This is a genomic window from Lactobacillus crispatus (genome assembly GCF_018987235.1).
Taxonomy (GTDB): Bacteria; Bacillota; Bacilli; order Lactobacillales; family Lactobacillaceae; genus Lactobacillus; species Lactobacillus crispatus.
Window position 1 is genome coordinate 891,026 of the sequence record NZ_CP072197.1, and the last position, 25,781, is coordinate 916,806.

At 37.4% G+C, this 25,781-nt stretch carries 23 protein-coding genes and 1 pseudogene; 20 read left to right on the forward strand and 4 right to left on the reverse strand.

Annotated elements, in window-relative coordinates:
* Nucleotides 1–128: 128 nt before the first annotated feature.
* Both J6L97_RS04385 and J6L97_RS04390 read right to left on the reverse strand, forming a co-directional pair.
* A complete protein-coding gene (locus tag J6L97_RS04385) occupies nt 129–1,661 on the reverse strand; it encodes a YfcC family protein (protein WP_054832696.1) in 1,533 nt (510 codons plus the stop codon).
* Nucleotides 1,662–1,784: 123 nt separating this feature from the next.
* Nucleotides 1,785–2,564, reverse strand: a complete 780-nt coding sequence (locus tag J6L97_RS04390) for a hypothetical protein (protein WP_054832697.1) — start codon at nt 2,562–2,564, stop codon at nt 1,785–1,787.
* Between the two features lie 136 nt (nt 2,565–2,700).
* On the opposite strand from J6L97_RS04390, the gene J6L97_RS04395 reads away from it, so the two are divergent.
* The 3 genes and pseudogenes from J6L97_RS04395 to J6L97_RS04405 form a co-directional block, all read left to right on the forward strand.
* Nucleotides 2,701–3,033, forward strand: coding sequence for a putative quinol monooxygenase (locus J6L97_RS04395; RefSeq protein ID WP_054832698.1), 333 nt, complete (start codon nt 2,701–2,703; stop codon nt 3,031–3,033).
* A gap of 2 nt (nt 3,034–3,035) precedes the next feature.
* Nucleotides 3,036–3,458, forward strand: a complete 423-nt coding sequence (locus tag J6L97_RS04400; RefSeq protein WP_057726519.1) for an N-acetyltransferase — start codon at nt 3,036–3,038, stop codon at nt 3,456–3,458.
* 448 nt (nt 3,459–3,906) lie between these two features.
* Nucleotides 3,907–4,095: pseudogene (locus J6L97_RS04405) on the forward strand (transposase); the annotation flags it as partial.
* Nucleotides 4,096–4,117: 22 nt separating this feature from the next.
* Here the strand turns inward: J6L97_RS04405 and J6L97_RS04410 are convergent.
* On the reverse strand, nt 4,118–5,293 hold the full coding sequence (locus tag J6L97_RS04410) for an SAM-dependent methyltransferase (RefSeq protein ID WP_057726518.1): 1,176 nt from the start codon (nt 5,291–5,293) through the stop codon (nt 4,118–4,120).
* Between the two features lie 123 nt (nt 5,294–5,416).
* Nucleotides 5,417–6,031: a lysophospholipid acyltransferase family protein gene (locus tag J6L97_RS04415; RefSeq protein WP_057726517.1), complete on the reverse strand. Its 615-nt coding sequence runs from the start codon at nt 6,029–6,031 to the stop codon at nt 5,417–5,419.
* 64 nt (nt 6,032–6,095) lie between these two features.
* Here J6L97_RS04415 and J6L97_RS04420 point away from each other — a divergent pair, with 64 nt between their 5' ends.
* The 17 genes from J6L97_RS04420 to truB all read left to right on the forward strand — a co-directional run bounded on the left by J6L97_RS04420 (nt 6,096) and on the right by truB (nt 25,778).
* The gene (locus J6L97_RS04420) at nt 6,096–7,127 is read left to right on the forward strand and encodes a GIY-YIG nuclease family protein (RefSeq protein ID WP_057726516.1); all 1,032 of its coding nucleotides are present in this window, start codon (nt 6,096–6,098) and stop codon (nt 7,125–7,127) included.
* A 164-nt stretch (nt 7,128–7,291) separates the two neighbouring features.
* Nucleotides 7,292–8,065 (forward strand): 30S ribosomal protein S2, encoded by a 774-nt coding sequence (gene rpsB / locus J6L97_RS04425; protein WP_005719291.1) that lies wholly within the window; start codon nt 7,292–7,294, stop codon nt 8,063–8,065.
* A 33-nt stretch (nt 8,066–8,098) separates the two neighbouring features.
* Nucleotides 8,099–9,124 (forward strand): translation elongation factor Ts, encoded by a 1,026-nt coding sequence (gene tsf, locus J6L97_RS04430; RefSeq protein WP_057726515.1) that lies wholly within the window; start codon nt 8,099–8,101, stop codon nt 9,122–9,124.
* A gap of 144 nt (nt 9,125–9,268) precedes the next feature.
* Nucleotides 9,269–9,994 (forward strand): UMP kinase, encoded by a 726-nt coding sequence (gene pyrH / locus J6L97_RS04435; protein WP_005719286.1) that lies wholly within the window; start codon nt 9,269–9,271, stop codon nt 9,992–9,994.
* Nucleotides 9,994–10,551: a ribosome recycling factor gene (gene frr / locus J6L97_RS04440; protein ID WP_005719284.1), complete on the forward strand. Its 558-nt coding sequence runs from the start codon at nt 9,994–9,996 to the stop codon at nt 10,549–10,551. The genes pyrH and frr overlap by 1 nt, the downstream gene beginning before the upstream one ends.
* Nucleotides 10,552–10,553: 2 nt before the next feature.
* Nucleotides 10,554–11,288: an isoprenyl transferase gene (locus J6L97_RS04445; RefSeq protein ID WP_057726514.1), complete on the forward strand. Its 735-nt coding sequence runs from the start codon at nt 10,554–10,556 to the stop codon at nt 11,286–11,288.
* Between the two features lie 2 nt (nt 11,289–11,290).
* Complete coding sequence (locus J6L97_RS04450; protein WP_023488787.1) at nt 11,291–12,106, forward strand: phosphatidate cytidylyltransferase; 816 nt, start codon at nt 11,291–11,293, stop codon at nt 12,104–12,106.
* Nucleotides 12,107–12,118: 12 nt separating this feature from the next.
* Nucleotides 12,119–13,375, forward strand: a complete 1,257-nt coding sequence (rseP, locus tag J6L97_RS04455; protein ID WP_057726513.1) for an RIP metalloprotease RseP — start codon at nt 12,119–12,121, stop codon at nt 13,373–13,375.
* A 27-nt stretch (nt 13,376–13,402) separates the two neighbouring features.
* The gene (locus J6L97_RS04460; protein ID WP_057726512.1) at nt 13,403–15,100 is read left to right on the forward strand and encodes a proline--tRNA ligase; all 1,698 of its coding nucleotides are present in this window, start codon (nt 13,403–13,405) and stop codon (nt 15,098–15,100) included.
* A gap of 5 nt (nt 15,101–15,105) precedes the next feature.
* The gene (locus tag J6L97_RS04465) at nt 15,106–19,416 is read left to right on the forward strand and encodes a PolC-type DNA polymerase III (protein WP_057726511.1); all 4,311 of its coding nucleotides are present in this window, start codon (nt 15,106–15,108) and stop codon (nt 19,414–19,416) included.
* Between the two features lie 110 nt (nt 19,417–19,526).
* Nucleotides 19,527–20,003 (forward strand): ribosome maturation factor RimP, encoded by a 477-nt coding sequence (gene rimP / locus J6L97_RS04470; protein WP_057726510.1) that lies wholly within the window; start codon nt 19,527–19,529, stop codon nt 20,001–20,003.
* Between the two features lie 19 nt (nt 20,004–20,022).
* Nucleotides 20,023–21,216, forward strand: coding sequence for a transcription termination factor NusA (nusA, locus tag J6L97_RS04475; RefSeq protein WP_013086493.1), 1,194 nt, complete (start codon nt 20,023–20,025; stop codon nt 21,214–21,216).
* A 9-nt stretch (nt 21,217–21,225) separates the two neighbouring features.
* On the forward strand, nt 21,226–21,522 hold the full coding sequence (rnpM, locus tag J6L97_RS04480; RefSeq protein ID WP_005719270.1) for an RNase P modulator RnpM: 297 nt from the start codon (nt 21,226–21,228) through the stop codon (nt 21,520–21,522).
* 2 nt (nt 21,523–21,524) lie between these two features.
* Nucleotides 21,525–21,836: a L7Ae/L30e/S12e/Gadd45 family ribosomal protein gene (locus J6L97_RS04485; protein ID WP_005719268.1), complete on the forward strand. Its 312-nt coding sequence runs from the start codon at nt 21,525–21,527 to the stop codon at nt 21,834–21,836.
* 4 nt (nt 21,837–21,840) lie between these two features.
* Nucleotides 21,841–24,444 (forward strand): translation initiation factor IF-2, encoded by a 2,604-nt coding sequence (gene infB, locus J6L97_RS04490; protein WP_013086492.1) that lies wholly within the window; start codon nt 21,841–21,843, stop codon nt 24,442–24,444.
* A 19-nt stretch (nt 24,445–24,463) separates the two neighbouring features.
* The gene (locus J6L97_RS04495; RefSeq protein ID WP_013086491.1) at nt 24,464–24,829 is read left to right on the forward strand and encodes a ribosome-binding factor A; all 366 of its coding nucleotides are present in this window, start codon (nt 24,464–24,466) and stop codon (nt 24,827–24,829) included.
* 55 nt (nt 24,830–24,884) lie between these two features.
* On the forward strand, nt 24,885–25,778 hold the full coding sequence (gene truB / locus J6L97_RS04500; RefSeq protein ID WP_023488779.1) for a tRNA pseudouridine(55) synthase TruB: 894 nt from the start codon (nt 24,885–24,887) through the stop codon (nt 25,776–25,778).
* Nucleotides 25,779–25,781: the final 3 nt, after the last annotated feature.

Here is a 25,781-nt window from a genome sequence, read left to right on the forward strand (position 1 = left end):
GCTCTCTGTCATCCAATTATTTCTTCGTCTGTATATGATACGCTTTTTGAATAAAGAAACAAGGGTTGCTATGAGAAAAAGATCATCCTCTCGTGCTGAAAGAATGATCTAAAAACTTTGTTTTAAATCTAATATACTAACAATCCGACGCCTAATGCGACTAGACACAAGACAAATTCGATTACCAGTAATTTCCAACACCACTTGAACCATTTGTTAAAGTCGATGTTAACCATCATCAAACTCATCAAGATTAATCCGGTTGGGGCAACCAAGGAAATAAAGCCAAGGCCCCAGTTGTAGGCATCAATTACACTAGCACGGTCGATTCCAACTACATTGGCAAGTGGTGCCATGATTGGCATGGAAAGTACGGCCAAACCAGATGATGATTGAATGAAGAATCCCAGAATGATGTAGACGATGAACAGGAACCAAATGAAGATTAATGGACTCATGCCAGAAATCTGTTGGCTGAAGAAGTGCATGATGGTGTCACTGGTGTGACTGTCGTCCATAACAATGGAAACGGCTCTCGCCAACCCGATTGTCAAAGCAACACCAAGCAAATCGCTAGCACCATCAACGAAGGCTTGCACAACTTTGTGCTCGGAAAGTCCTGAGAAGATAGCCATCAAGTAGCCGGCAGTTAAGAAGACTACCGAAATTTCGGTGAAGTACCAGCCTTTTTGTTGTACACCCCAGATCATGACGATAAAGGCAATGCCGAAGATGATCAATGATAATTTTTGTTGCCAAGTAAAGTTGGCTGGTTTGTTAAAGTCGGCATCGTTTAAGTACTTTTCACGATCTTCTTCGTATTGGTCGTAAACAACAGATTTAGTAGGATCTTTACGTACCTTTTCAGCGTAGCGAATGACATAGATCATACCAACTACCGTACAGATGGCCCACATGGTAATTCTGAGTGGTAAAGCTCTGGCGAAGTTAACACCGGCAGTGTTAGAAGCGATGATCGTTGAGAATGGGTTAATGGTTGAAATCATGGTCCCAATACTCGTTCCCAGGAAGATCGTTCCTAGAACTGTCATCGTATCATACCCGGCTAGCAGGAAGACTGGAATTAGGATTGGGTACATGGCCATCGTTTCTTCGGCAAGACCAAAGGTTGTACCACCAAGAGAAATTAGGCCCATCACAAGGATGATCAACAGAACTTGCTTACCTTTGATTTTCTTAGATAAAGCCTGCATCCCCGAGTTGATCGCGCCGTTTGCGTGAACGACACCAATACATCCACCTAGGATCAAAACGAAGGCGATGATGTCGACACTTTGAGCGATACCTTGTACCTGTGAGGTGAAGAACTGATTGATCGCCTGCCACAGGTTAGGCTTCTTTAAATTGATTCTCTCGTAAGAATTTGGAATAGCGACTGGCTTGTAGATTGTGCCATCCTTAAATTTCTTGACTGCAATGTTGACCTTGTACTTCTTTAAAGTGGCCTGAGTAGCAGGTTCTTTGTACTTTTTGCCACTTGGTCTGGTAACTACGAAATCTTTATTGCTGGTATCATAAGCAATCGTCGCATAGTTACCGGCAGGAATAACAAAAGTCAATAGTTGAACAAGCAAAAGTACAATTATGATGACGGTATAGGCCGTCGGAAATTGGTGCTTTTTCTTCTTTTTAGTAGCCATAATAAAACCTCCTTACTTGTATAACTATTGATTTATAGTTTTATTATACAGTTAAGGTGGTATCTTTTGATAGCGATTTCATATAAATATAATAAAAAAGCCGAGCTTGCCTCGACCTTCTTGTTATTCAGCGTGTTTACCGCGATTTCTGTGCCAGAACTTACGTGTAATATAGATTGCGGCAATTACTATAATCACCAATGGAGTAACCACGAATTTCAAGATGTTACTGTTACGTTCAGCTTGTACATTAGCATGATTTTTGGCAGTAGCAGGTTTGTTCTTCTTACTTGTTGCCTTTTTCTTATTAGGCTTACTGCTGGTAGCTGCCTTACTTGGACTAGCATTTTGCTTTTTGTTTAAATTAGAAGTAGCAGAATTTGGCATCTTGTGTTGGTGACGCCATTTGTCTGTTTTCTTGATTGCTGAATGGCTGTTGTGATTATTCTTTGTTACATTCTGTGAATGTTGTTGATTATGGGGAGTGGTTGCGCTACTACTATCCTTCTTATTTGGCAAATAGTAGGCACAATCGATGTAGGTGACACCACTTGGATTGTTAGGATCAACTTCAAGGGCACGTCCACCATAAGAGGGATTGCCAGCTATCTCAAAGTCACCAATTCTCTCTGGTAATTGCCCCATGTTAAAGAATTGCCGCTCAGGGACACCGTTAACCACTTTTACCGTATCGGCATACATGACTTGTAAGGTTTGACCAGTATATTGATTTATGCAACGCCAATATAATGATTGGTATGTTACATTTTGTTTATTTGTTTCAGATGTTTGTGGTTGATTAGTTTGATCATTTTCATCAGCTAAAACTGGAGTAGTCGTTAAAAGCAGGGCAGCTGGTAACGCTGCACACAGTTTGATGAGGAATTTTCTTTTGTTTAACATTTGTCTCACCTCTAAATAATAACGCTTACTTTCTACTTAAATTTTAGCGATAACTTTCGATGAATACAAGTTGAGAATAAGCAAAGATTATAGTAAAGTAACTAATGAAAGCGATTTTACAAAGGGAAGACGAATTATGAGTTTGACTGTTAATCTTTATTACAATGGTAAAAATGGTGATGCCAGAAAGTTCGCACAAGAAATGGAAGACAAGGGTATTGCAGGTCGTATTCGTGCCGAAGAAGGCAATGAAAAATATGATTACTTTATCCCAATGGATGATCCTGAGACGGTTTTATTAATCGATAGTTGGCGTGATCAAAAGGCGCTTGAGGCTCACCATGCTTCACCTATGATGAAGGAATTGGCTGACTTGCGTGAAAAGTATGACTTGCATATGCGCGTTGAACGCTACATCTCGGATGACAGCGGCGTGCCTACAAGTGATCAAAAGTTTATTCGGAAATAAAGATGATTAGAAAATATCAAAAGAGCGATTTAGATGCGTTGATGCAGATTTGGCTTGAGGGTAACCTTGATGCACACGATTTTATTGATCCAAGTTATTGGCATGATAACTATGAATTGGTGAAAAAAGAGTTGCCGAATGCTCAGCTGTATGTAGATGAAGAAGAGGGCGAGATAGCTGGTTTTGTAGGGATGCAAGGCGACTATATTGCCGGCATCTTTGTTAAAAGAGATCATCGGGGCCGCGGTATTGGCGAAAAGCTGATTCACTTTTTGAAGCTAAAGCATGATAAATTGCAGCTGTCGGTGTATGAAAAGAATGAGGCGGCTATTAGTTTTTATCAAAACCGTGGTTTTAAGTTAGTGAAAAAAGAGATTGATCAAGAGACTAGTGCAGCCGACTGTTTAATGGAGTGGGATGCATAAAAGTTATGCCTAGGAATTTATAATAAGTATTTTTTCACAATGGACTAGCGGTATTAAGCTTAAAGTAATAAAAGTCAGGAAAAGCATGGTGTTGAGATGTCAGAAATTGCTTTAGCTTGGGAATAGGCTAAGGGTATCACTGCTCCAATTGTTGGTTCAACGAAGATCAAACACCTTGAATTAGCTGTGAATTCGATGGACGTAGAGCTCACACTAGATGAAGTAAACTATTTTGATGAATTGTATGTGCCACACCCAATTATCGGTGCAATTAATCAAAATCCACCTGAGGGCACAGTGGTTTTAGATAGGAAATAGAGTAAAGAAGTGTCTGGGAAAAAACTAACTTCCAGGCCATGAAAAAAGCGATGAACTTTATAAGAAGTCATCACTCTTTTTGTATACTTTAAACCCATTCCTTGATATTATTTAATCACCACAAAAAACAATAGAAAGTGGGCTTAAATTAGATTTTTCTATCCCTGCAAAGCACATTGCCAGTGTTATCAGTGAATTCGTTGATTCTATTCCTAACGAAGTTATCTTAGAAACCACTTCTAATACAGGCAGACCTGCATATCACCCGGCAATGATGCTTAAGATTTTACTCTTTGCTTATTCTAGAAGAGTTTTTTCCAAGACACGTTAATATTTTTAAATTACTTAAACATGTAATCTCTAGTCATTGGCAAGTTCTTACCAGAAGGGCCCTTAGTAAGCAAGTATTGGATGACATCGATATTGCCTGATTCAAATGAAGCAGCACAAGCATTTAAGTACATGTCCCACATACGAGTGAAACGTTCCCCCATTTTATCTTCAACTTGATTACGAACAGCATTGAAGTTCTTGTCCCAAATTTCAAGAGTTCTTTGGTAGTGACGACGAAGAGCTTCCATATCAGTGATTTGCAAGCCACTGTCAACGATGTCGCCGATAATTTCTGGCAAACCTGGAATGTAACCACCTGGGAAGATGTATTTGTTGATCCAAGCGTTAGTAGCACCGCCTTGTTGGCGAGTAATACCGTGGATCAAAGCAATACCATCTTTGTTTAAGTACTTGTAAACATCTTGGAAGTATTTAGGTAAGTTCTCTGAACCTACCTGTTCAAACATACCAACTGAAGTTACATAATCCCACTTTTGGTCACCGAGTTCACGGTAGTCTTCAAGTCTAACTTCAGCAACATCTTGCAAGTTTTCATCATAGATACGCTTTTGAACTAACTTGTATTGTTCTTCACTCAAAGTAACACCGGTAACCTTAAGACCGTATTCCTTAGCAGCGGTGAGCATCAATGTACCCCAACCACAACCGATATCGAGTAAAGTCTTGCCTTTTTGTGGGTCTAATTTATTTAAAATGTGGTGAACTTTAGCAATTTGTGCTTGTTCAAGATCGTTTTCGTTGCCCTTTTCAAAATAAGCACAAGAATAAGTCATAGTAGGATCAAGCCATAACTTGTAGAAGTCGTTACCGATATCGTAGTGACTTTGCACGTCTTCTTCACTTTGCTTTTCTGTATGCTTTTGTTTTGGCAAGAATTTGCGGAACTTTGAAGAACGCATGAAACTGTCGGCACTTTCGTAAGCACCAAAAATTAATTTTTGAATATCCCTATAGATTTCAATCTTTTTATCCATGTATCCTTCACCAAGTGCGAGTGAAGCATTTCTAGTAATATCGCCCATAGGGATCTTTCCGTTAAAGACAATTTCGATTTCAGGAGTACCATTACCGTAGACTTCGCTTTTACCGTCCCAGTAGGTTACTTTAACGGGAAAAGGGAAGGACTTGCTAAGCATCATTTTGTAAAATGTTTTTTCTAACAATTATCTTTCCTCCAATAATTATTAAACCTAATTATTTATTTTAACACTAAAAAATTTATGCAATAAAAAATACTCAGCTAATGATCATAGTTTAAAAATTTAACCATTAACTGAGCATTGATGTTATTTAGCTACATAGTGGAAATTAGGGTCTAGTTCATCATCCAGTTTATTCCAAGCATCTTCTAATTGCTTATAAATAATTTGTTCATTTTCGTGAGTTAACTTAGTCTTTTTATCAATCGTAATTGGATTGCCGAAGTTAACTTCCATTGGCTTTCTTTTCAATAAACCTTTAAAAGTTAATGGACCCTGGTAAACTACTGGAACCATTGGCTTTTGCGACATTTTAGAAATTAAAAGTGCACCACCTTTTAATTCAGCAGAGTGTCTTGTGCCCGATGGAAAAATGATTAATGATAATTCCCCTTTTCTTAATCCTTTTACTGGGATTTTTAATGCAGATGGTCCTGGATTTTTTCGATCGACAGGAAAGGCATGGGCATGATCTAAAATAAAACGTAAAACCGGATTTTTGAATAGTTCGATTTTAGCCATGAACATAAATTCCATTGGACTAGCACCTAAGGCAAACAAGATAGGTTCCCACCAGGTACGGTGAGGTGCAACTAAGATATAGTTACCTTTAGGTAAACGATTCTTGTGATGAATATGTAAGTGTCCATTTAGTACCCATACGATAAAGCGGGCAATCGGACGAATTATTTTATAAAACATCTTTTTGTTCCTCCAATTGTTGTAATATTATAAAAATAGATAGACGAGAAAGGCAAATATTTTTATGGTTGAGCTTAAAGATAATGAACGAATCGATTATATGTACAGTGATAATTTGCGAATTATCCAAGATAAAACAGCCTTTAGTTTTTCAATGGATACCTTATTATTAGCATATTGGGCTAAAGGATTAATTCGCGATAAGGATAAAGTAGCAGATTTATGTGCGGGTAACTGTGCCGCAACTATTTATATGGCATATTTTAACCGAGCACATTACGATGCAATTGAAATTCAAGATGAAATTTATTCTCAAGCTGTGCGTTCGATTGAATTAAACGATATGGAGAATCGAATTTCAGTTTATCAAGATAATGTGCTAAATGCTCCGCATTTTTTGCGTAAAGATAGTTATGATGTGGTGACGGTAAATCCACCGTATTTTAAAGCTCCAGAAGGTCATGAAGTTAATCCAGATCGCAAAAAGGCAATCGCTCGCCATGAACTTTTGATTAATTTAGAGCAAATAATTGAAGTGGCTAGTGGCTTGCTTAAGATGAAGGGCAAGATGTTCATGGTACATCGACCAGAGCGACTAAGTGAGATTGCTTACTACTGTATAAAGCATGATTTGAGTATTAAAATGGTGCAGCCTTTTGTGCCACATCGCGGTGAAGATGCCAATTTAGTGATCGTTGAAGCTGTTAAACATACAGGGACTGACGGAACTGTTTTAAAAGATGCAGTTGAAGTTCATGAAGCAAACGGTGATTTTACGCCATTAGTTCAGCGAATCTCTCGAGAAACTGAAGAAGATAAGGCTAAGCATGAAGCACAAGGCAAATACTATTTTTATGTATTATTGTGCAATGATGGCAGTTTTTATGGTGGCTTTACCAATGACTTAGAGCATCGCTTAAAAATGCATAATTCTGGGAAGGGTGCTAAGTATACCAAAACGCGGCGTCCTGTACGGATGATTTATCATGAACAGTTTGACGATAAGCGTTTAGCTTTGAAACGAGAATATTGGTTTAAACATCATTCACGTGCTTGGAAGGAAAAATTTTTGCATGAGCATAATATAAAGTTTTAATCCTTGCATACTGTAATCTTTTCTTGTAGAATATTTGAGTATGCTGTGTCAGCATATGAAACTTAAAACACATCAAGAGCGATCATCATCGTGGTGCCCAGGGTAGTGGTTAGATGATGAAATGAACGCTTGAGAGGATATAAAACCATAGGAGGAATTTAAATATGGCAGACGTTGTTACAATGAAGCAATTGCTTGAAGCTGGTGTCCACTTTGGTCACCAAACTAGAAGATGGAACCCAAAGATGGCTCCTTACATTTTCACTCAAAGAAATGGTATCTACATCATTGATTTGCAAAAGACTATCAAGATGTTAGATGATGCTTACAACTTCATGAAGGCTGTTGCCCAAGACGGTGGCGTTTTCTTATTTGTAGGTACTAAGAAGCAAGCTCAAGATTCAATTGCTGAAGAAGCAACTCGTGCAGGTCAATACTACGTAAACCAACGTTGGTTGGGTGGTACTTTGACTAACTGGTCAACTATGCAAAGCCGTATTAAGAGATTAAAGCAATTAAAGCAAATGTCAGAAGATGGTACTTTTGATGTTCTTCCAAAGAAGGAAGTTGCTCTCTTAACTAAGGAAATGGACAAGCTTGAAAAATTCTTTGGTGGTATTGAAGATATGCCAAGAATTCCAGATGTATTGTTCGTAGTAGACCCTAAGAAAGAAAAGATTGCTGTTCACGAAGCTAACATTTTGGGTATCCCAGTTGTAGCTATGGTTGATACCAACACTGATCCAGACCCAATCGACGTAGTTATTCCATCAAACGATGACGCTATTCGTGCTATTCGTTTGATTGCTGGTGCTATGGCTGATGCTGTTGTTGAAGGTCAACAAGGTCAAGATGATGAATCAGTTGAAGTTGACTTCAAGGAAAATGCAGACGGTTCAGAAGAAATCGTTAGCGCTGAAGAAAACCCAGAAGACTAGATTTTACTATTAGTTCCGTAGGAGGATCTATTAATGGCACAAATTACTGCAAAATTAGTTAAAGAATTACGTGAACGTACTGGTGCTGGCGTTATGGACGCTAAGAAGGCATTAGTAGAAGTTGACGGTGACATGGATAAGGCTGTTCAATACCTTCGTGATAAAGGTATGGCTAAGGCAGCTAAGAAGGCTGACCGTGTTGCAGCTGAAGGTTTAACTGGCGTTTACGTTAATGGTAATGTGGCAGCTATTACTGAAGTTAACTCAGAAACTGACTTTGTTTCTCAAAACGACAAGTTTGTTAACTTGGTAAATGAAGCTACTAAGACTATTGCTGAAGGTAAGCCAGCTGATATGGAAGCAGCTAAGGAATTGAAGATGGCTGATGGTACTACTTTAGACCAATCATTCGTTAACGCAACTGCTACAATTGGTGAAAAGATTGTTTTACGTCGTTTTGCTTTAGAAGAAAAGAATGACGATCAAGAATTTGGTGCTTACCAACACAATGGTGGTCAAATTGGTGTTATCACTGTTTTAGAAGGTGCAGATGCTGCAACTGCTAAGCACTTGGCTATGCACATCGCTGCTATGAGCCCTAAGGTTATTTCACCAGACGAATTAGATGATCAATTTATCATTGATCAATTAGCTGTGATGAACCACAAGATTGACCAAGACAATGAAAGTCGTGCATTGGTACATAAGAAACCATTACCTCACCTTGTTTACGGTTCAGCTAAGCAATTAACTGATGATGTTTTGGCTAAGGCTAAGGAAGACATCAAGGCTGAACTTAAAGAAGAAGGTAAGCCAGAAAAGATTTGGGACAGAATTATTCCTGGTAAGATGCAACGCTTTATTGATGATAATACTCAAGTTGACAAGCAATTTGCAGTGTTATCACAAGACTACATTATGGACGATAGCAAGACTGTTGGCGAATTTTTGAAGGAAAAAGGCGCTAAGTTAGTTGCTTTCCAACGTTACGAAGTTGGCGAAGGTATCGAAAAGAAGCAAGAAGACTTCGCTGCTGAAGTTCGTGAACAAATGAAGTAGTCATTATTACATAATTATCATAGAAAGGAGGAGTACACCGTGTGCTCCTTCTTTTTTTCTAAAAATTTTGTAGTGTTTTAAGTGTTAAAAGACATTGCGGCATTAGATATGGTAGAATAATTAAAGCTATTAGAGGAGGTCATTATGAGTCAAGTTAAATATAAACGTGTCATTTTAAAAATATCAGGTGAAGCTTTAGCAGGTGACAAGGGTACGGGTATTAATCCTACTGTAATTGGTCACTTAGCTAAAGAAATCAAATCAGTTCATGATTTAGGTGTTGAAATTGGTATCGTCTGTGGTGGCGGTAACATGTGGCGTGGTGAAACTGGCGCTAAGTTGGGTATGGAACGTGCTCAAGCAGATTACATGGGTATGTTAGCAACTATCATGAATGGTTTAGCTTTGCAAGATGGTCTTGAAAAAATAGGTGTTCCTACTAGAATGCAAACTTCAATTGAAATGAGACAGATTGCGGAGCCTTACATTAGAAGAAGAGCTTTGCGTCACCTTGAAAAGGGTCGTGTAGTCATTTTTGGTGGTGGTACTGGTAATCCATACTTCTCAACTGATACTACTGCAGCCCTTCGTGCAGCTGAAATTGGTGCTGATGTAATTTTGATGGCTAAAAACGGTGTTGACGGTGTTTACTCAGCTGATCCAAAGACTGATCCTTCAGCAACTAAGTTCTCAGAATTAACTCAACTTGATTTAATTTCAAAGGACTTGAAGGTCATGGATAGAACTGCAAGTTCACTTTCAATGGATACTGAAATTCCATTAATTGTCTTTAACGTTAATACTCCAGGCAATATCAAGAAGGTTGTATTGGGTGAAAATATTGGTACTGTTATTAGAGGTGATAAATAATGAATAACGAAACTATTGAAAAAGCAAAAACTAAAATGACGGATTCTATTAAGGTTTATCAAAAGAGATTAGCTTCTATCCGTGCAGGTGTTGCTAACGCTGCTCTTCTTGATAATGTCCAAGTAGAATACTATGGGGCACCAACTCCATTGACTCAAATGTCTAGTATTACCATTCCTGAACCACGTGTATTGCTTATTACTCCATATGATCAAAATTCATTAGATGATATTGAACATGCATTGTTGGCTTCAAACTTAGGATTAACTCCGGCAAATGATGGTAAGGTAATTAGATTAGTAATCCCTCAACTCACTGGTGAAAGAAGAGAAGAAATTGCCAAAGAAGTTGGAAAATTTGCGGAAGAAGCTAAAATTGCTGTGAGAAATGTTCGCCGTGATGCCATGAATACTTTGAAAAAAGATGAAAAGAATGGTGATATTACTGAAGACGAACAACGTAACTTAGAAAAGCAAGTACAAAAAGTAACTGATGATGCTGCTAAGCAGATTGACCAACTTGCTGATGAAAAGCGTAAGGAAATTACTCAAGGTTAAAGATGAGTAATAAGGATAATGAATTAAATCATTTAGCCATTATTATGGATGGTAATGGACGTTGGGCAAAAAAGAGGCATAGACCTCGTTTTGTTGGCCATCGAGAGGGAATGGATAATGTTGAGCGGATTACTTTAGCTGCTGATAAATTAGGAATTAAAGTTTTGACACTTTATGCTTTTTCTACTGAGAATTGGGCTCGTCCTAAAGAAGAAGTAGCTTACTTAATGAACCTCCCTGTTCGCTTTTTTGATAAATACATGCCAACATTGATGGAAAATAATGTTAAGGTAAACATTATGGGCTATTTGGATGAATTGCCTGAAAAGACTTATCGCATTGTTCAACGTGCAATGTCAGAGACGGCCAATAATACAGGCTTAATTCTGAATTTTGCTTTTAACTACGGGTCAAGAAGAGAAATTACGTCTGCTATGCAGGAGCTCGGTGGAATGATTGAAGCTGGTTCACTGAAAAGCAAAGAAATTACTGAAAAAATGATTTCAGATCATTTGATGACTAAAAACTTTGGTCCATATCAAGATCCGGATTTATTAATTAGAACGTCCGGTGAACAGCGAATTTCTAATTTCTTGTTATGGCAATTAGCATATTCAGAACTTGCCTTTAGCGAAAAAAATTGGCCAGATTTTGATGAAAATGATTTAAAAAAATTTGTAGAAGATTATAAGCACCGTAACCGGCGCTTTGGTAAAGTAGACGAATCGGATAGTTAAATATGAAACAACGTACAATTACGGCAATTATTGCCTTATGTCTTTTTATTCCAATTGTGCTCGCAGGTGGCCTTTGGATGGATTGGCTGACTGTATTATTCGCAGCAGTTGGCATTAGCGAAATCTTTTTAATGAAGAAACAAATCTTAGTTTCTTTTAATTTCTTGTTAGCCTTACTTGCAACTTTAACCTGGACAGTTCCAGACTCATTCTTTAAAGTATTTCCTTCAAATATCACTAAATTAGGTGTGTTTTATGGAATTATTATGTTGTTCTTGACTTGGACTGTTCTTTCAAAGAATAAAACCACTTTTGATGATGTAGGTGTATATATTTTGGCTGCACTTTACATTGGAATAGGTTTTCACTATATGGCAGCCATTAGAGCATACCCACAAAACGGTTTAGCATTGCTGGGTTATGTTTTTGTTGTTGTTTGGTCCACTGATATCGGTGCCTACATGATTGGACGTAAGATTGGAAAACATAAATTGTGGCCAGTTATTAGTCCTAATAAAACATGGGAGGGCTCGATCGGTGCAGTTATTTGTGCCTTAATTTGTAGTGCCATCTACATGGCGATTCTTGGCAGCTTTGGTATTAACTTTGGTGTATCTGAATTAACGATGATTATTCTGGCCTTTTTCTTATCAATTGTTGGTCAAATGGGTGATTTAGTTGAATCAGCTTACAAGCGTTTCTATGGTGTGAAAGATTCCGGAAAGATTTTGCCGGGTCATGGTGGTATCCTGGATCGCTTTGATAGTATGCTGTTTGTATTGCCAGTAGTGGCTACAATTTTAGGTATTGTTCATTAGGAGAATTTTTTATTGAAGGGTATACTAATCTTTATCGTCGTCTTTGGTATATTGGTATTTGTCCATGAATTTGGGCATTTTATCGTAGCCAAAAAGTCAGGTATTTTGGTTAGAGAATTCTCAATTGGAATGGGTCCAAAGCTTTTTCAAATTAGACGTAACCCCACCACTTATACCATTCGTTGGTTACCACTTGGTGGGTATGTTCGTTTAGCAGGCGCTGACGATGAAAGCAAGCTGGATCCTGGTATGACGGTTGTTTTACAATTGAATGAACAAAATGAAGTAGTGAGAATTGATGCTTCAGAAAGCGAAATACCAATTGAAGGAATTCCCGTTCAAGTAACAGAGGCTGATCTAGTAGACGATTTAATAATTAAGGGTTACGAAAATGGCGATGAAAATGATCCAGTAACTTATCACGTAGCTCATGATGCAACTATTATTGAAAAAAACGGAACTGAATTAATTATTGCGCCTCGAGATACACAATTTAATCAAGCTAATGTTTGGCAAAAGTTGGCAACTAATTTTGCTGGACCTTTTATGAACATTCTTCTTGGGTTTGTAGTATTTTTAATCTGGACATTTACAGTTCCAGGTCCAGCAACAACTACAGTTGGATCAACTCAGGCTAATTCACCAGCGCGTGATGCAAAAATTGTGACTGGTGATCAGATTGTGGCAATTAATGGACAAAAGATTAATAATTTTGATCAAGTGTCACAGCAGATTAATCAAAGTAAAGGCAAGGCCTTACACTTTGAATTAAAGAAAAATGGTCAAATTAGGAAAGTTACAGTTAAGCCAAAAGCTCATAAAATTCAAAAACAAACAGTTTATCAAATTGGTATTGTAGCTAAGAGCAATGAGAATGCAGTTGTTAAATTAAAACGTGGCTGGGATACAGCTGTTTCAACTACCGGTCTGATTTTCAGAGCCGTAGGTAACTTATTTAGCCACTTTAGTTTGAATAAATTATCAGGTCCAGTTGGAATTTATTCTCAAACTTCACAAGTTTCACAAATGGGCTTTACTTATGTATTAGCCTTTTTAGGAATGATTTCGATTAATTTGGGAATTGTCAATTTAATTCCAATTCCTGGGCTTGATGGTGGTAAACTTTTATTGAACTTAATTGAATTAGTTCGCGGTAAACCGATTTCTGAAGAACATGAGGCAATTGTTGAATTAATTGGTTTCGGCTTATTATTAGTTTTAATTATTGCAGTTACAGGTAACGATATCTATCGCTATTTTATTAAATAATTATATTTTTTACTTTAGGAGATAAGAATGCGTCAATCAAAATTTTTTATGCCAACTTTGAAGGAAGCACCATCAGATGCAGTGGCTGAAAGTCATAAGCTGATGATTAGAGGTGGGTATATTCGCCAAGTCACAGCTGGAGTTTATGCTTATCTTCCATTAGGCTACCGTGTTTTACGCAAGGCTGAGGGAATCATTGAACAAGAAATGGATAAAATTAATGTTCCAGAAATGATTATGCCTCATTTACTTCCTGCAACTTTGTGGCAAGAAAGTGGCCGTTACAAGAAATATGGTGCAGAAATGTTCAAGTTAAAAGATCGTCATGGACGTGAAAGCTTGCTTGGACCTACACATGAAGAAACTTTTACCGAAATTATTGCTAAGAACTTAAAGAGTTACAAACAAATGCCACTTGCTTTGTATCAAATTCAGACTAAGTTTCGTGATGAGAATAGACCTCGTTTTGGCCTTCTTCGTGGGCGTGAATTTGTAATGCTTGATGGTTACAGTTTTGCTGCAACTCGTGATCAATTGGATGAACAATTTGATGATCAAAAAAATGCATATAAGCGTATCTTTAAACGTGCCGGTGTTACTGTTCACCCTGTAATTGCTGACTCAGGTACAATGGGAGGTAAAAACTCTACTGAATTTCAAGCCCCTGCTGCTATCGGTGAGGATACAATTGCTACTAATGAAAAAGGAACATATGCTGCCAACCTTGAAATGGCTAAGAGTATTGATACTTTCAAGCAAGAACCAGAAGATGCTAAGCAATTAACTAAGGTAGCTACGCCAGGCTGCGATACAATTGAAAAATTAGCTAAATTCCTCGATGTACCAGCTACTAGAATTGTTAAAAGTATTTTATACATTGCTGATGAGCAAAAAGTTTTAGTATTAATCCGTGGTGACAAGCAAATCAATGAGGTTAAGTTGGGGCATATCCTTGACGCTGATGAGGTTCATGAAGCAAATACTGCTGATTTAAAGGAAATCACTGGTAGTGAAAAGGGTGGCGTTGGTCCTGTTAATGCAGATTGGGCTGATAAGATTATTGCAGATGAAACTGTTAAGAATCTTTACAACGTTGTAGTTGGTGCAGGTGAAACCGATTATCAATTTGAAAATGCTAACTTAGACCGTGATTTCAAGGTGGATGAATTTGCTGATATTCGGACTGCTAACGAAGGTGAACCAGATCCTGTTGATCATTTACCGCTTAAGTTCACTACTTCAATTGAAGTTGGTCACATTTTCAAGTTGGGTACTTATTACACTAAGACCATGGGTGCAGATTTCTTAGATCAAAATGGTAAAGCAAAGCCTGTCATCATGGGTTCATACGGTATTGGCGTTACTAGAATGTTATCAGCAGCTGTTGAACAACACTTAACTGAACGTGGTGTTGCATGGCCAAAGGAAATCGCTCCATTTGCAATACATATTGTTCAAATGAAGATGAATAAAGAAGATCAAACTGAATTAGCTGAAAAACTTGAAAAGAAATTCAGTGAAAAGTATGATGTTTTATACGATGATCGTAAAGAGCGTGCTGGTGTTAAGTTTGCTGATGCAGATTTAGTCGGTGCACCAATTAGAATTACGATTGGTAAGAAGGCTGCTGATGGCATTGTTGAAGTTAAGCGACCAACTGATGACAAAGCAACCGAAATGTCAATTGATGAATTAGATAAGTTTGTAAATCAAGAGTTAGGATAATTTTTGTGGCAAATAAAAACGATCTTTTCTTAAAATTGCTCAAACAGGTTCAATTTCCTGATAGTTTTGAAGACAATGCGCTTCTACAAAAAGGGAAAATTGAAAACGTGGATGTTTACGCTAAAGAACACAGGTGGGATATCCACGTTTTTTTTGATACTCCCTTGATGTATGACACCTATGTAGCATTAAGAAAAGCTGTAGAAGAAACTTTTTCTTCTTTTGTAAATGTAAGATTTTATGTTGGAACAGCTGATGGTTCTGATCAATATTTACCAGATTATTGGCATTATGTAGTTCAAAATTCAAATATTTTGCAACCTGTGGCTCGTGAATTTTTGGCTGGCCAAAAACCTAAAAAAGTTGATGGCCGCTGGGTTATTCCAGTTGATAATAATGTGATTGATGGTTTAATTGAGCAGAAGGCTTTAGATGATTTAGCTGAAGAGATGCGTGATTATGGCTTCTTTAATTTGAAATTTATAACTCAGCTGGATCAGACAAGTTCTAAAAACAATTTAGAAAGTTTGCAGGAGTTGCAACAAGAGCATGAAAAAAGCATGCAGGAAGTCTTTGAGAAGACGCCAGACAAACCTAAACCGCAACAACCTAAACAGTATCCAACTAGACGTACTAATTATGGTAAACGTAAATTAGATGAAAATGCTCCAATTACACAAATTAAAGAGCTGGAAGATGGCGTACGTAATGTAGTAATTGAGGGAAATATTTTTAATGTTGAAACTCGTGAGCTTAAATCTGGTGCAATCATTTTTTCTGGCGAAATTACGGATTATAGTGATTCAATTGCATTTAAGAAATTTGTTTCTAATAAAGATGAAATTGAAGAGCTATCTGCAATTAAACCAGGAACTTGGGCTAAAATGCAGGGGTCAGTTGCTGATGATCAATATATACATGATGTAGTTTTTAATATTAGTAGCTTAGAGACTGTCGAGCATGTTGGGCGAACTGAAAAATACGAAGGTGAGCCTAAACGAGTTGAACTACATGTTCATACTAATATGAGTCAGGTTGACGCAACTAATACTCCGACGGACTTTATTAAAACTGCTAAGAAGTTTGGACAAAAGGCAATTGCGATTACCGATCATGGTGATGTTCAATCATTCCCTGAAGCATATAGCAGTGGTAAAGCACTGGACATGAAAATATTGTATGGTGTAGAAGCTAATATGATTGATGATCATGCTTTACTAGTTTTGAATCCTGCACCGATGACCTATGAAGACCGCGAGTTTGTAATTTTTGACGTTGAAACTACGGGGTTGTCATCTGTTTACGACACAATTATCGAGATTGGTGCGGTTAAGATGAAGAACGGAGAAGTGCTTGAACGCTTTGATAAGTTCATTAATCCGCACCATCCTTTAAGTGAGCAAACTATTAATTTGACTTCAATTACAGATGAAATGGTTGGCGCAGCCGATGATGAAGCAGTTGTCATTAAGCAATTCCAAGACTTTTATGGCGATCGACCACTGTGTGGACATAACGTTCAATTTGATGTTGGGTTTGTTAATGCAGCATTAAGACGTGCAGGGCTAAAAGAAATTACTCAGCCAGTAGTTGATACACTTGAAGTATCGCGTTTACTACATCCAGAGCAGAGTCGTCATACTTTAGATTCATTAGCTAAGAAGTATAATGTTTCTTTGGAACACCATCACCGGGCAAATCAGGATGCTGAAGCAACTGGCTATTTAATGTTTAAATTGTTAGATGCTTTTAATAAAAAGTATCATGAAAATAATTTGAATAATTTGAATGGCTATGCAGCACATGGTGAAGTTTATAAACGAGCCCGTCCTTCCCATATGACAGTTTTGGCAAAGGATCAAGCTGGATTAAAGAATCTTTACAAATTAGTATCAATTGCCAGCACGAAGGACTTTTTCCGTATTCCTCGTACGCCGAAGTCAGATTTGGCTCGTTTGCATGATGGTTTACTTTATGGTTCTGGTTGTTGGCAAGGCGATGTCTTTATCGCAATGATGCAAAAAGGTTACGACGAAGCAAGAGAAAAAGCTAAATTTTATGATTATCTTGAAGTTCAACCTCCAGCAACCTATTCGCAATTAATTGCTGATGGTTTGATTAAGGATGAAGATCAATTACATGAAATTATTGAAAATATTATTAAATTAGGGAAGGAATTAAATAAGCCTGTAGTTGCAACTAGCGATGCCCACTACGTTGACCAAAAGGACGCTATTTATCGTAAAATTTTGATTGCGGCTCAGAGATCAAACCCTAGTCGAAATAAGCCGCAGCCAGATTTGCATTTCTATTCAACACAGGAAATGCTAGATGCATTTTCATTCTTAGGCGAAGATGTGGCTAAGGAAATTGTTATTGACAATACCAATAAAATTGCTGATGAATTGTCAGAAATTCAGCCAATTAAAGATGGGTTATACCCACCACATATTGAACATGCCGATGAAGAAATGAAGAAGTTGACCTATGATAAGGCTTATGAATTATATGGTAAGCCATTACCGAAGATTGTTAAGGATCGAATAGATTTGGAATTAAATTCCATTATTTCGAATGGTTATGCGGTTATTTACTTGATTTCTCAGCGTTTAGTAGCTAAGTCAAATAAAGATGGCTATTTGGTAGGTTCTCGTGGTTCTGTTGGCTCTAGTCTAGTAGCAACGATGTCAGGAATTACTGAAGTTAATCCGTTAGCTCCACACTATCGTTGTCCTAACTGTAAGTATTCACAATTCTTTGAAAATGGGGAATATGGTTCTGGTTTTGACTTGCCTGATAAAGATTGTCCAAAATGTGGAACTCCATTAGTTAAAGATGGACAAGATATCCCATTTGCGACTTTCTTAGGATTTCACGGCGATAAGGTTCCTGATATCGATTTGAACTTCTCAGGTGACTATCAACCAGTAGCCCATAATTTTATTCGAGTAATGTTTGGACCAGATAATTCATATCGTGCTGGAACGATTGCGACTGTTGCGGATAAGACTGCTTACGGTTATGCTAAACACTACGATGAAGAGCATGATTTAAAGCTAAGAAATGCGGAATTAGACCGTTTGGCAGCTGGTGTCCGTGGTGTCAAAAGAACTACTGGTCAACACCCTGCAGGAATTGTTGTAGTGCCCGATGATATGGACATTTATGATTTTACGCCGGTATCGTATCCAGCCGATGATGTAAATGCTGCTTGGTTGATTACTCACTATGACTTCCACTCTATTCATGATAATATTTTGAAGTTTGATATTCTGGGACATGATGATCCAACTATGATTCGTCACTTGCAGGATTTATCTGGGATTGATCCATTGACTATTCCACCCGATGACCCTGGAGTCATGTCATTATTTTCTAGTCCTGATATTTTAGGTGTTACTCCAGAGCAGATTCAATCAGAAACTGGAACTTTGGGTGTTCCAGAATTTGGTACCCGTTTTGTTAGAGGAATGCTTGAGGAGACTAAGCCAACGACATTTTCTGAATTATTACAGATTTCAGGTTTGTCCCATGGGACTGATGTATGGCTAGGAAATGCTGAGAACTTAATCAATCAAGGAATTTGCAAACTGAAAAATGTAATTGGTTGTCGTGACAACATCATGATGGACTTAATTCACTGGGGCGTTAAGCCAGAAGTTGCCTTTTCAACAATGGAATCCGTTCGTCATGGTCGTGGTATCAGCGATGAAAATATGGCTATTTTAAAGAAAAATAAGAATATTCCAGATTGGTATATTCCTTCTTGTCTGAAGATCAAGTACATGTTCCCTAAGGCTCACGCTACGGCTTACATTTTAATGGCTCTACGAATTGCTTGGTTTAAAGTATATTATCCTGAAATCTATTACACAGCTTACTTTTCAGTTCGTGCCGATCTATTTGATTTGGTTGCAATGAGTCATGGTAAGAATACTGTTAAGGCTGCAATGAAGGAAATTCAGGATAAAGGAAACGATGCATCAGCTAAGGATAAGAGTTTGATGACCGTGCTAGAAATAGCTAATGAATGTCTAGAACGAGGGATTAAGATCAAAATGGTTGATATTGATCAATCTGAAGCAACTGACTTTAAGATCTTAGATAAGCATACAATTTTAGCACCGTTCAATGCTGTTCCTGGTTTAGGGGATAATGCAGCTAAGCAGATTGTAGCTGCTCGTGCAGAAAAGAAGTTTTTGTCTAAAGAAGATTTAGCTAAGCGCGGTAAAGTATCACAAACAATTATGAATTATTTCGAAGAAAATGGTGTCTTGGAAGGGATGCCAGATGAAAATCAATTATCACTTTTCTGATAGTTAAATTTTACAAGATCAGGTAAAACATGGTATACTACGTATGAAGTTCGAATAGGTAAATTCGAGTGAGCAGTGATGCTCACTCTTTTTATTACGGAGGAAAATTTTTGTCTAAAGTTATAGATTCTGTTCGTCCAGTTGTCGAAACAATTATTGATGAACATGGTGACATGTTGGTTGATATGGAATACGTTAAAGAAAAAGGGCAAAATTATTTACGCATTTATGTTGATCGCCAACCAAACGGTATTGACATTGATGAGATTGCAGCTTTAAGTGAACTTGTTTCCGAAAAGCTGGATGCTCTTGATCCTGATCCACTTCCAGATCTTTATGTTTTGGAATTATCATCTCCAGGGGCAGAACGACCAATCAAAACAAAAGCTGATTGGGAAAAAGCTCTGAATGATTACATTCATGTCGGTCTTTATCAAAAGATTGAGAATAAAAAAATGTATGAAGGTACACTCAAGTCTTATAATGATGACGAAGTTGTATTAGAAATAAAAGATAAGACAAGACGAAAAACATTAACTGTTCCCCGTAAGTTAATTGCAAATATTCGTTTTGCAATTGAATTTTAGAAAGGTTGATCAAAAACTTATGTCTAAAGAAATGCTAGAAGCGTTTGCTACTTTGGAAAATACCAAGGGCATTAAGCAAGATGTTATTGTTGATGCAATTAAAGCCGCTTTGGTAGCTGCATACAAAAAGAATTATAATCAAGCACAAAACGTTGAAGTTGATTTTGATGAAAGAAAAGGTAACTTCAAGGTAATGGCAGTTAAAACTGTTGTTGACGAAGTGCAAGATGACCGTCTTGAAGTTAGTTTAAAGGATGCTTTAACAATTAATCGTGCTTATGAGGTAGGCGACGAAATTCGTTTTGAAGTAACACCTAAAAATTTTGGTAGAATTGCCGCCCAAACTGCTAAGCAAGTTATCATGCAACGTCTACGTGAAGCCGAAAGAAACCATATTATTGATGAATATTCACAATATGAAGATGAATTGGTTACTGGTACCGTGGAAAGACGCGACAATCGTTTCGTTTATGTAAAGATTGGTAATGTTGAAGCTGTTATGCCTCACCGTGATCAAATGCCAAATGAGGTTTACAATCCCCAAGACCAGATTCGTGTACTAGTAACTCATGTTGGCTCCGATAGCAAGGGTGCACAAATTACAGTCTCAAGAACTGCTCCTGACATGGTTAAACGATTGTTTGAACAAGAAGTTCCAGAAATTTATGATGGAACCGTTGAAATTGTTTCAATCGCACGTGAAGCAGGTGACAGAACTAAAATGGCTGTTAAGTCAAATGATCCTAACATCGATCCGGTAGGTACCTGTGTAGGCCAAAAGGGTGCTCGTGTACAAAATGTAGTTAACGAACTTGGCGGTGAAAATATTGATATCGTTAAGTATGAAGAAGATCCATCTGACTTTATTGCTAATGCATTAAATCCAGCAGAAGTGATTGCGGTTCAATTTGGTGATGATGAAGAAGAAAAAAGTGCTTTAGTTATCGTACCAGATTACCAGTTATCACTTGCAATTGGTAAGAAAGGTCAGAACGTTCGCTTAGCTGCTCGTTTGACAGGCTATAAGATTGATATTCGTCCTGAATCTGAAGTAGAATTTGTAGATGAAAAAACAAATGATACAGCTGATGCTGCAGATAGTAGCGAAACTTCTGAAAATGTTGAAAGTACAGATGACGCTGCTGACGTTGAAAGCTCAGATGATACAACTACTGTAGAAGATTCAAGTAAAGAAGATAAAACTGAAGAATAGGTGATTTTTTTGAAAAAAAGAAAAATCCCAATGCGGAAGGATTTATTAACCGATACAATGCAGCCCAAGAAGGAATTAGTACGTATTGTTATCGATAAAGAAAAAAATGTGTCAGTTGATCCAACAGGTAAAAAGGCTGGTCGCGGCGCATATGTTTCCCTTGATCCAAGTAAGATTGAAGCTGCTAAAGAGAAGAATGTATTAGAACGTAGTTTAGGTGCGAAAGTTCCAGATACTTTTTACGATGAGCTTTACTCTTATGTTGATCATCAAAAGGCAAGAAAAGAATTATTTGGTGATAAATAAGATTGCAAAATAGACAAAAAGCAATTAATTTGTTAGGTTTAGCTGAGCGTGCTGGTAAGTTAACTACCGGTACAGAGACAGTCATTAATGAACTTAATAAGCATAAAATCAAAGCGGTTATTATGGCTAGTGATGTTCAAGACAACACGGCAGAAAAAGTAAACCGCGCTGCCAGAAAAGACAATATTCCTATGATAACTATGTTTACTGCCATTGAATTGTCAAAGGCAATTGGCAAAAAACGCAAAGTTTTAGGATTAACTGATGCTGGTTTTGCTAAGGCGTTAGTTAAAAAAATAAATGAAGGAGTGTGATTGGATGGCAAAGAAAAGAATTTATGAAATCGCAAAAGAAGTCGGCGTTGATAACAAAGTTGTAGTCCAAAAAGCAAAGGATTTAGGCTTAGATGTAAAGAACCACATGTCATCAGTAGATGATTCACAGGTTGCAAAGTTAAAGAATAGTTTCCAAAACTCCGCTCCTGCTGCAAAATCTTCTAATAAAAAGAATAAAATAAAAATCTCTGTTTCTTCTATTCGCAAAAATGAAAAGAAGCAAGAAGATAATAATAGTTCTAAGAATTCTAAGAGACGCAATAATAAACGTCGTTCAAATAATCACGGTCATGAGAATAAAAATGATCGTAGAAATAATACAGGTAAGCCAAAGGCAGCTGCTTTGTTACAACAATTTAAACAAAAGCAACGGGCAGAAGAAGGGCAACTTAATCGTGAAGCCCAAAAAGCCAGAAAAGAATATCATGAGCAATTAAGACATCCAAAACAAGAACAGCCAGTGAAAGATAATAAGAAAACAACCAACCACAAAGATAACAAGAAGAAAGCAGAACCAGTAGAAAAGAAAGTTATTGGTCCTAAGATTTTAAAGCCTTCTCCAGCTCGTTTGAAGAAGCAACAGCCTGAAGCGACTAAAGAACGAGTTCAAGTTACTATTCCTGAGGCTCCTAAGGAAGAAAAACGCGGCAATAATCGTGGTCGCAACATGGGAAAGCCAGGACGCAAGGGTAAAAATCAATTTGGCAATGGTCGTAGTGACCATTCAGATCGTTCAGAGAGAAAGCGGCGTAAGAATAAAAAACGTCAACAAGAGCAAAAACCAAAGAAAACACTTACTAAGCGTAAGGAACGTCCATTACCAGAAACATTAGTTTACGAAGAAGGTATGAACGCTCAAGATATTGGTAAGTTAATTCACCGTGAACCAGCTGAAATTGTTAAGAAACTCTTCATGCTTGGCGTGATGACTAACCAAAACCAATCTTTGGATAAAGATACAATTGAACTTTTAGCTGCTGAATATGGTATCAATGCTGAGCAAAAAGTTCATGAAGACATCTCTGATATTGATAATATCTATGACAAGAGAATGGAAGAGTCAAAGGAATCTAAAAACCAGGTTAAACGCCCACCAGTTGTTACAATCATGGGACACGTTGACCATGGTAAGACCACTTTACTTGATCGTCTTCGTCATACTCATGTTTCAGCTCATGAAGCTGGTGGTATTACTCAAAAGATTGGTGCTTACCAAGTTAGATTAGATGATCGCTTAATTACATTCTTGGATACACCAGGACACGCAGCATTTTCTAACATGCGTGCACGTGGTGCTGAAATTACTGATATTGTTGTACTGGTTGTTGCTGCAGATGATGGTGTAATGCCACAAACTGTAGAAGCAATTGACCATGCAAAGAGTGCTAATGTTCCAATAATTGTAGCAATTAACAAGATGGATAAGCCAGGTGCAAATCCACAACACGTAACTGAGGAATTAATGAAATACAATTTGATTCCTGAAGATTACGGTGGTGATACTATCTTCGTTAATATTTCAGCTAAGACAGGTCAAAATGTTGATGACTTATTACAAATGATCTTGTTGCAATCTGATGTGATGGAACTTAAGGCTAATCCAACTGAAATGGCAATTGGTACTGTGATTGAAGCTCGTTTGTCACGTGGTCGTGGACCTGTAGCAGACGTTTTAATCCAACAAGGTACACTTAATGTTGGTGACCCGATTGTTGTTGGTAACACTTTTGGTCGTGTTCGTACTATGACTAATGATCGTGGACGTCAAGTTAAGAAGGCTACACCATCAGAACCTGTTGAAATTACTGGTTTGAACGATGTGCCTGAATCTGCTGATAAGTTAGTTGAATTTAAGGATGAAAAGACCGCTAGAAGTGTTGGTGAAGCTAGAGCACAACAAGCTTTACAAAAGTCTCGTGAAAATGTTCAACACGTAACTCTTGATAACCTCTTCGATACTATGAAGAAGGAAAACATGAAGGAAGTTGACATTGTCTTGAAGGCTGATGTTCAAGGTTCTGTAGAAGCTTTACAACAATCGCTTGAAAAGATTGAAGTTGAAGGCGTACGTGTAAATATCATTCACTCAGGTGTAGGTGCCATTAATGAATCAGATGTAACTTTGGCTGGTGCATCAAATGCATTTATTATTGGGTTCAACGTTCGTCCAACTGCTACTGCTAAGAGCCAAGCTGAAACCGATGGCGTAGATATTCGTCTTTACAGCATTATTTACAAGGCTATTGATGATGTTACTGCTGCCATGAAGGGTATGCTTGAACCAACTTATGAAGAAAAGGTTATCGGTAATCTTACTGTTCGTGAAACTTGGAAGGTTTCTAAGGTTGGTACAATTGCTGGTTCCTTCGTTGATAAGGGCTTGGTTAAGAATGATTCTAAGATTAGAGTTATTCGTGATGGTATCGTTAAGTATGATGGTGAAATTGCTTCACTTAAGAGATTTAAAGATGATGTTAAGGAAGTTAAGCAAGGTAACGATTGTGGTTTAACGATTAAGGACTACAACGACATTAAAGTTGGCGACGAATTCGAAGTTTACGAAATGCAACAAGTTGAGCCTAAGTAATTACTATTAGGAGGAAAACATGAAGCATAGAATTGGTCGTGTTGAAGGTGAAATTCTACGCGAATTAACCAAGATTTTACAAAAGAATATTCGTGATCCGCGCTTAAGTGGTGTAACTATTACCGCAGTTGAATGTACGAATGATCTTTCATATGCAACTGTTTATTACAGCCTGCTAACTGAAGATGAGCATAAGGAAGAAGAGGTTCAGGCAGGTTTTGAAAAGGCAAAAGGCATGATGCGTCATTTGCTTGGTCAAACATTAACTGTTTATAAGGTTCCTGAATTAATTTTTAAACGTGATAATTCAGTTTTGTATGGTAGTAAGATTGACCGTTTGATTGCAGAAGTTAAGAAACAAGATGCTAAGCGGGAAAACAAATAAAAAAGAGGGCGCCGTGATGGTGCCCTTTTTTTGTTGAAAGGAATAGGGAATAATTATGTTAAACGGAATTTTAGTTATTGATAAAGATAAAGGGATGACTAGTGCAGATGTAGTTTATCATTTGCGCCGCGTATTAAATATTAGAAAAATAGGACATGCTGGTACGCTTGATCCTGAGGTGACAGGCGTTTTACCAATTGCTATTGGTCAGGCTACTAAATTAATTGAAATGATGCATACTAGGCCAAAAGAATATATTGGCACGGGACTATTTGGTTATAGCACAGATAGTTATGATGCAACTGGAACTGTTTTAAAAGAAAAAAAGTTGATTCAGCCTTTTTCTGGTGCAGAAATTCAAGAAAATATGAATAAATTTGTAGGAGAAATTGTTCAAGTGCCTCCAATTTATTCTGCTGTTAAAGTGAATGGTAAACATCTTTATGAATATGCGCGTGAAGGAATTGAAGTTGAACGGCCTCAGAGAAGGGTTGAAGTCAAACAATATGATCTAACTAAAGAACCAGTTTTTGATATAAATACTGGACAAGAAAGCTTTGATTTTAAGATTAAATGCAGCAAAGGCACTTATGTTAGATCGTTAGTTAATGATCTAGGTGAAAAATTAGATTGCCCCGCAACGATGACTTATTTGAGAAGAACAGCTAGTTCTGGCTTTGATATTACACAAGCAGTAAAATTAAAGGAGATTGAAGAGAATCCGGAAAAGGCCACTGAACTTATACAGCCGATTGATGCATTTTTTAAGGAATACACTCAGGTTGATTTAACTGAAGAAAAGTGGCTTAAAGTTAAAAATGGAGCAGGTATTTCGCTTGAAACTAATGCGAAAAAAGTTGCACTACGATACAATAAAAAGGTGAAAGCAATTTATGAAAAAAAAGGAAAGCTTTATCGCCCAAGCTTAATGCTGTTGCAAAATGAATAAATG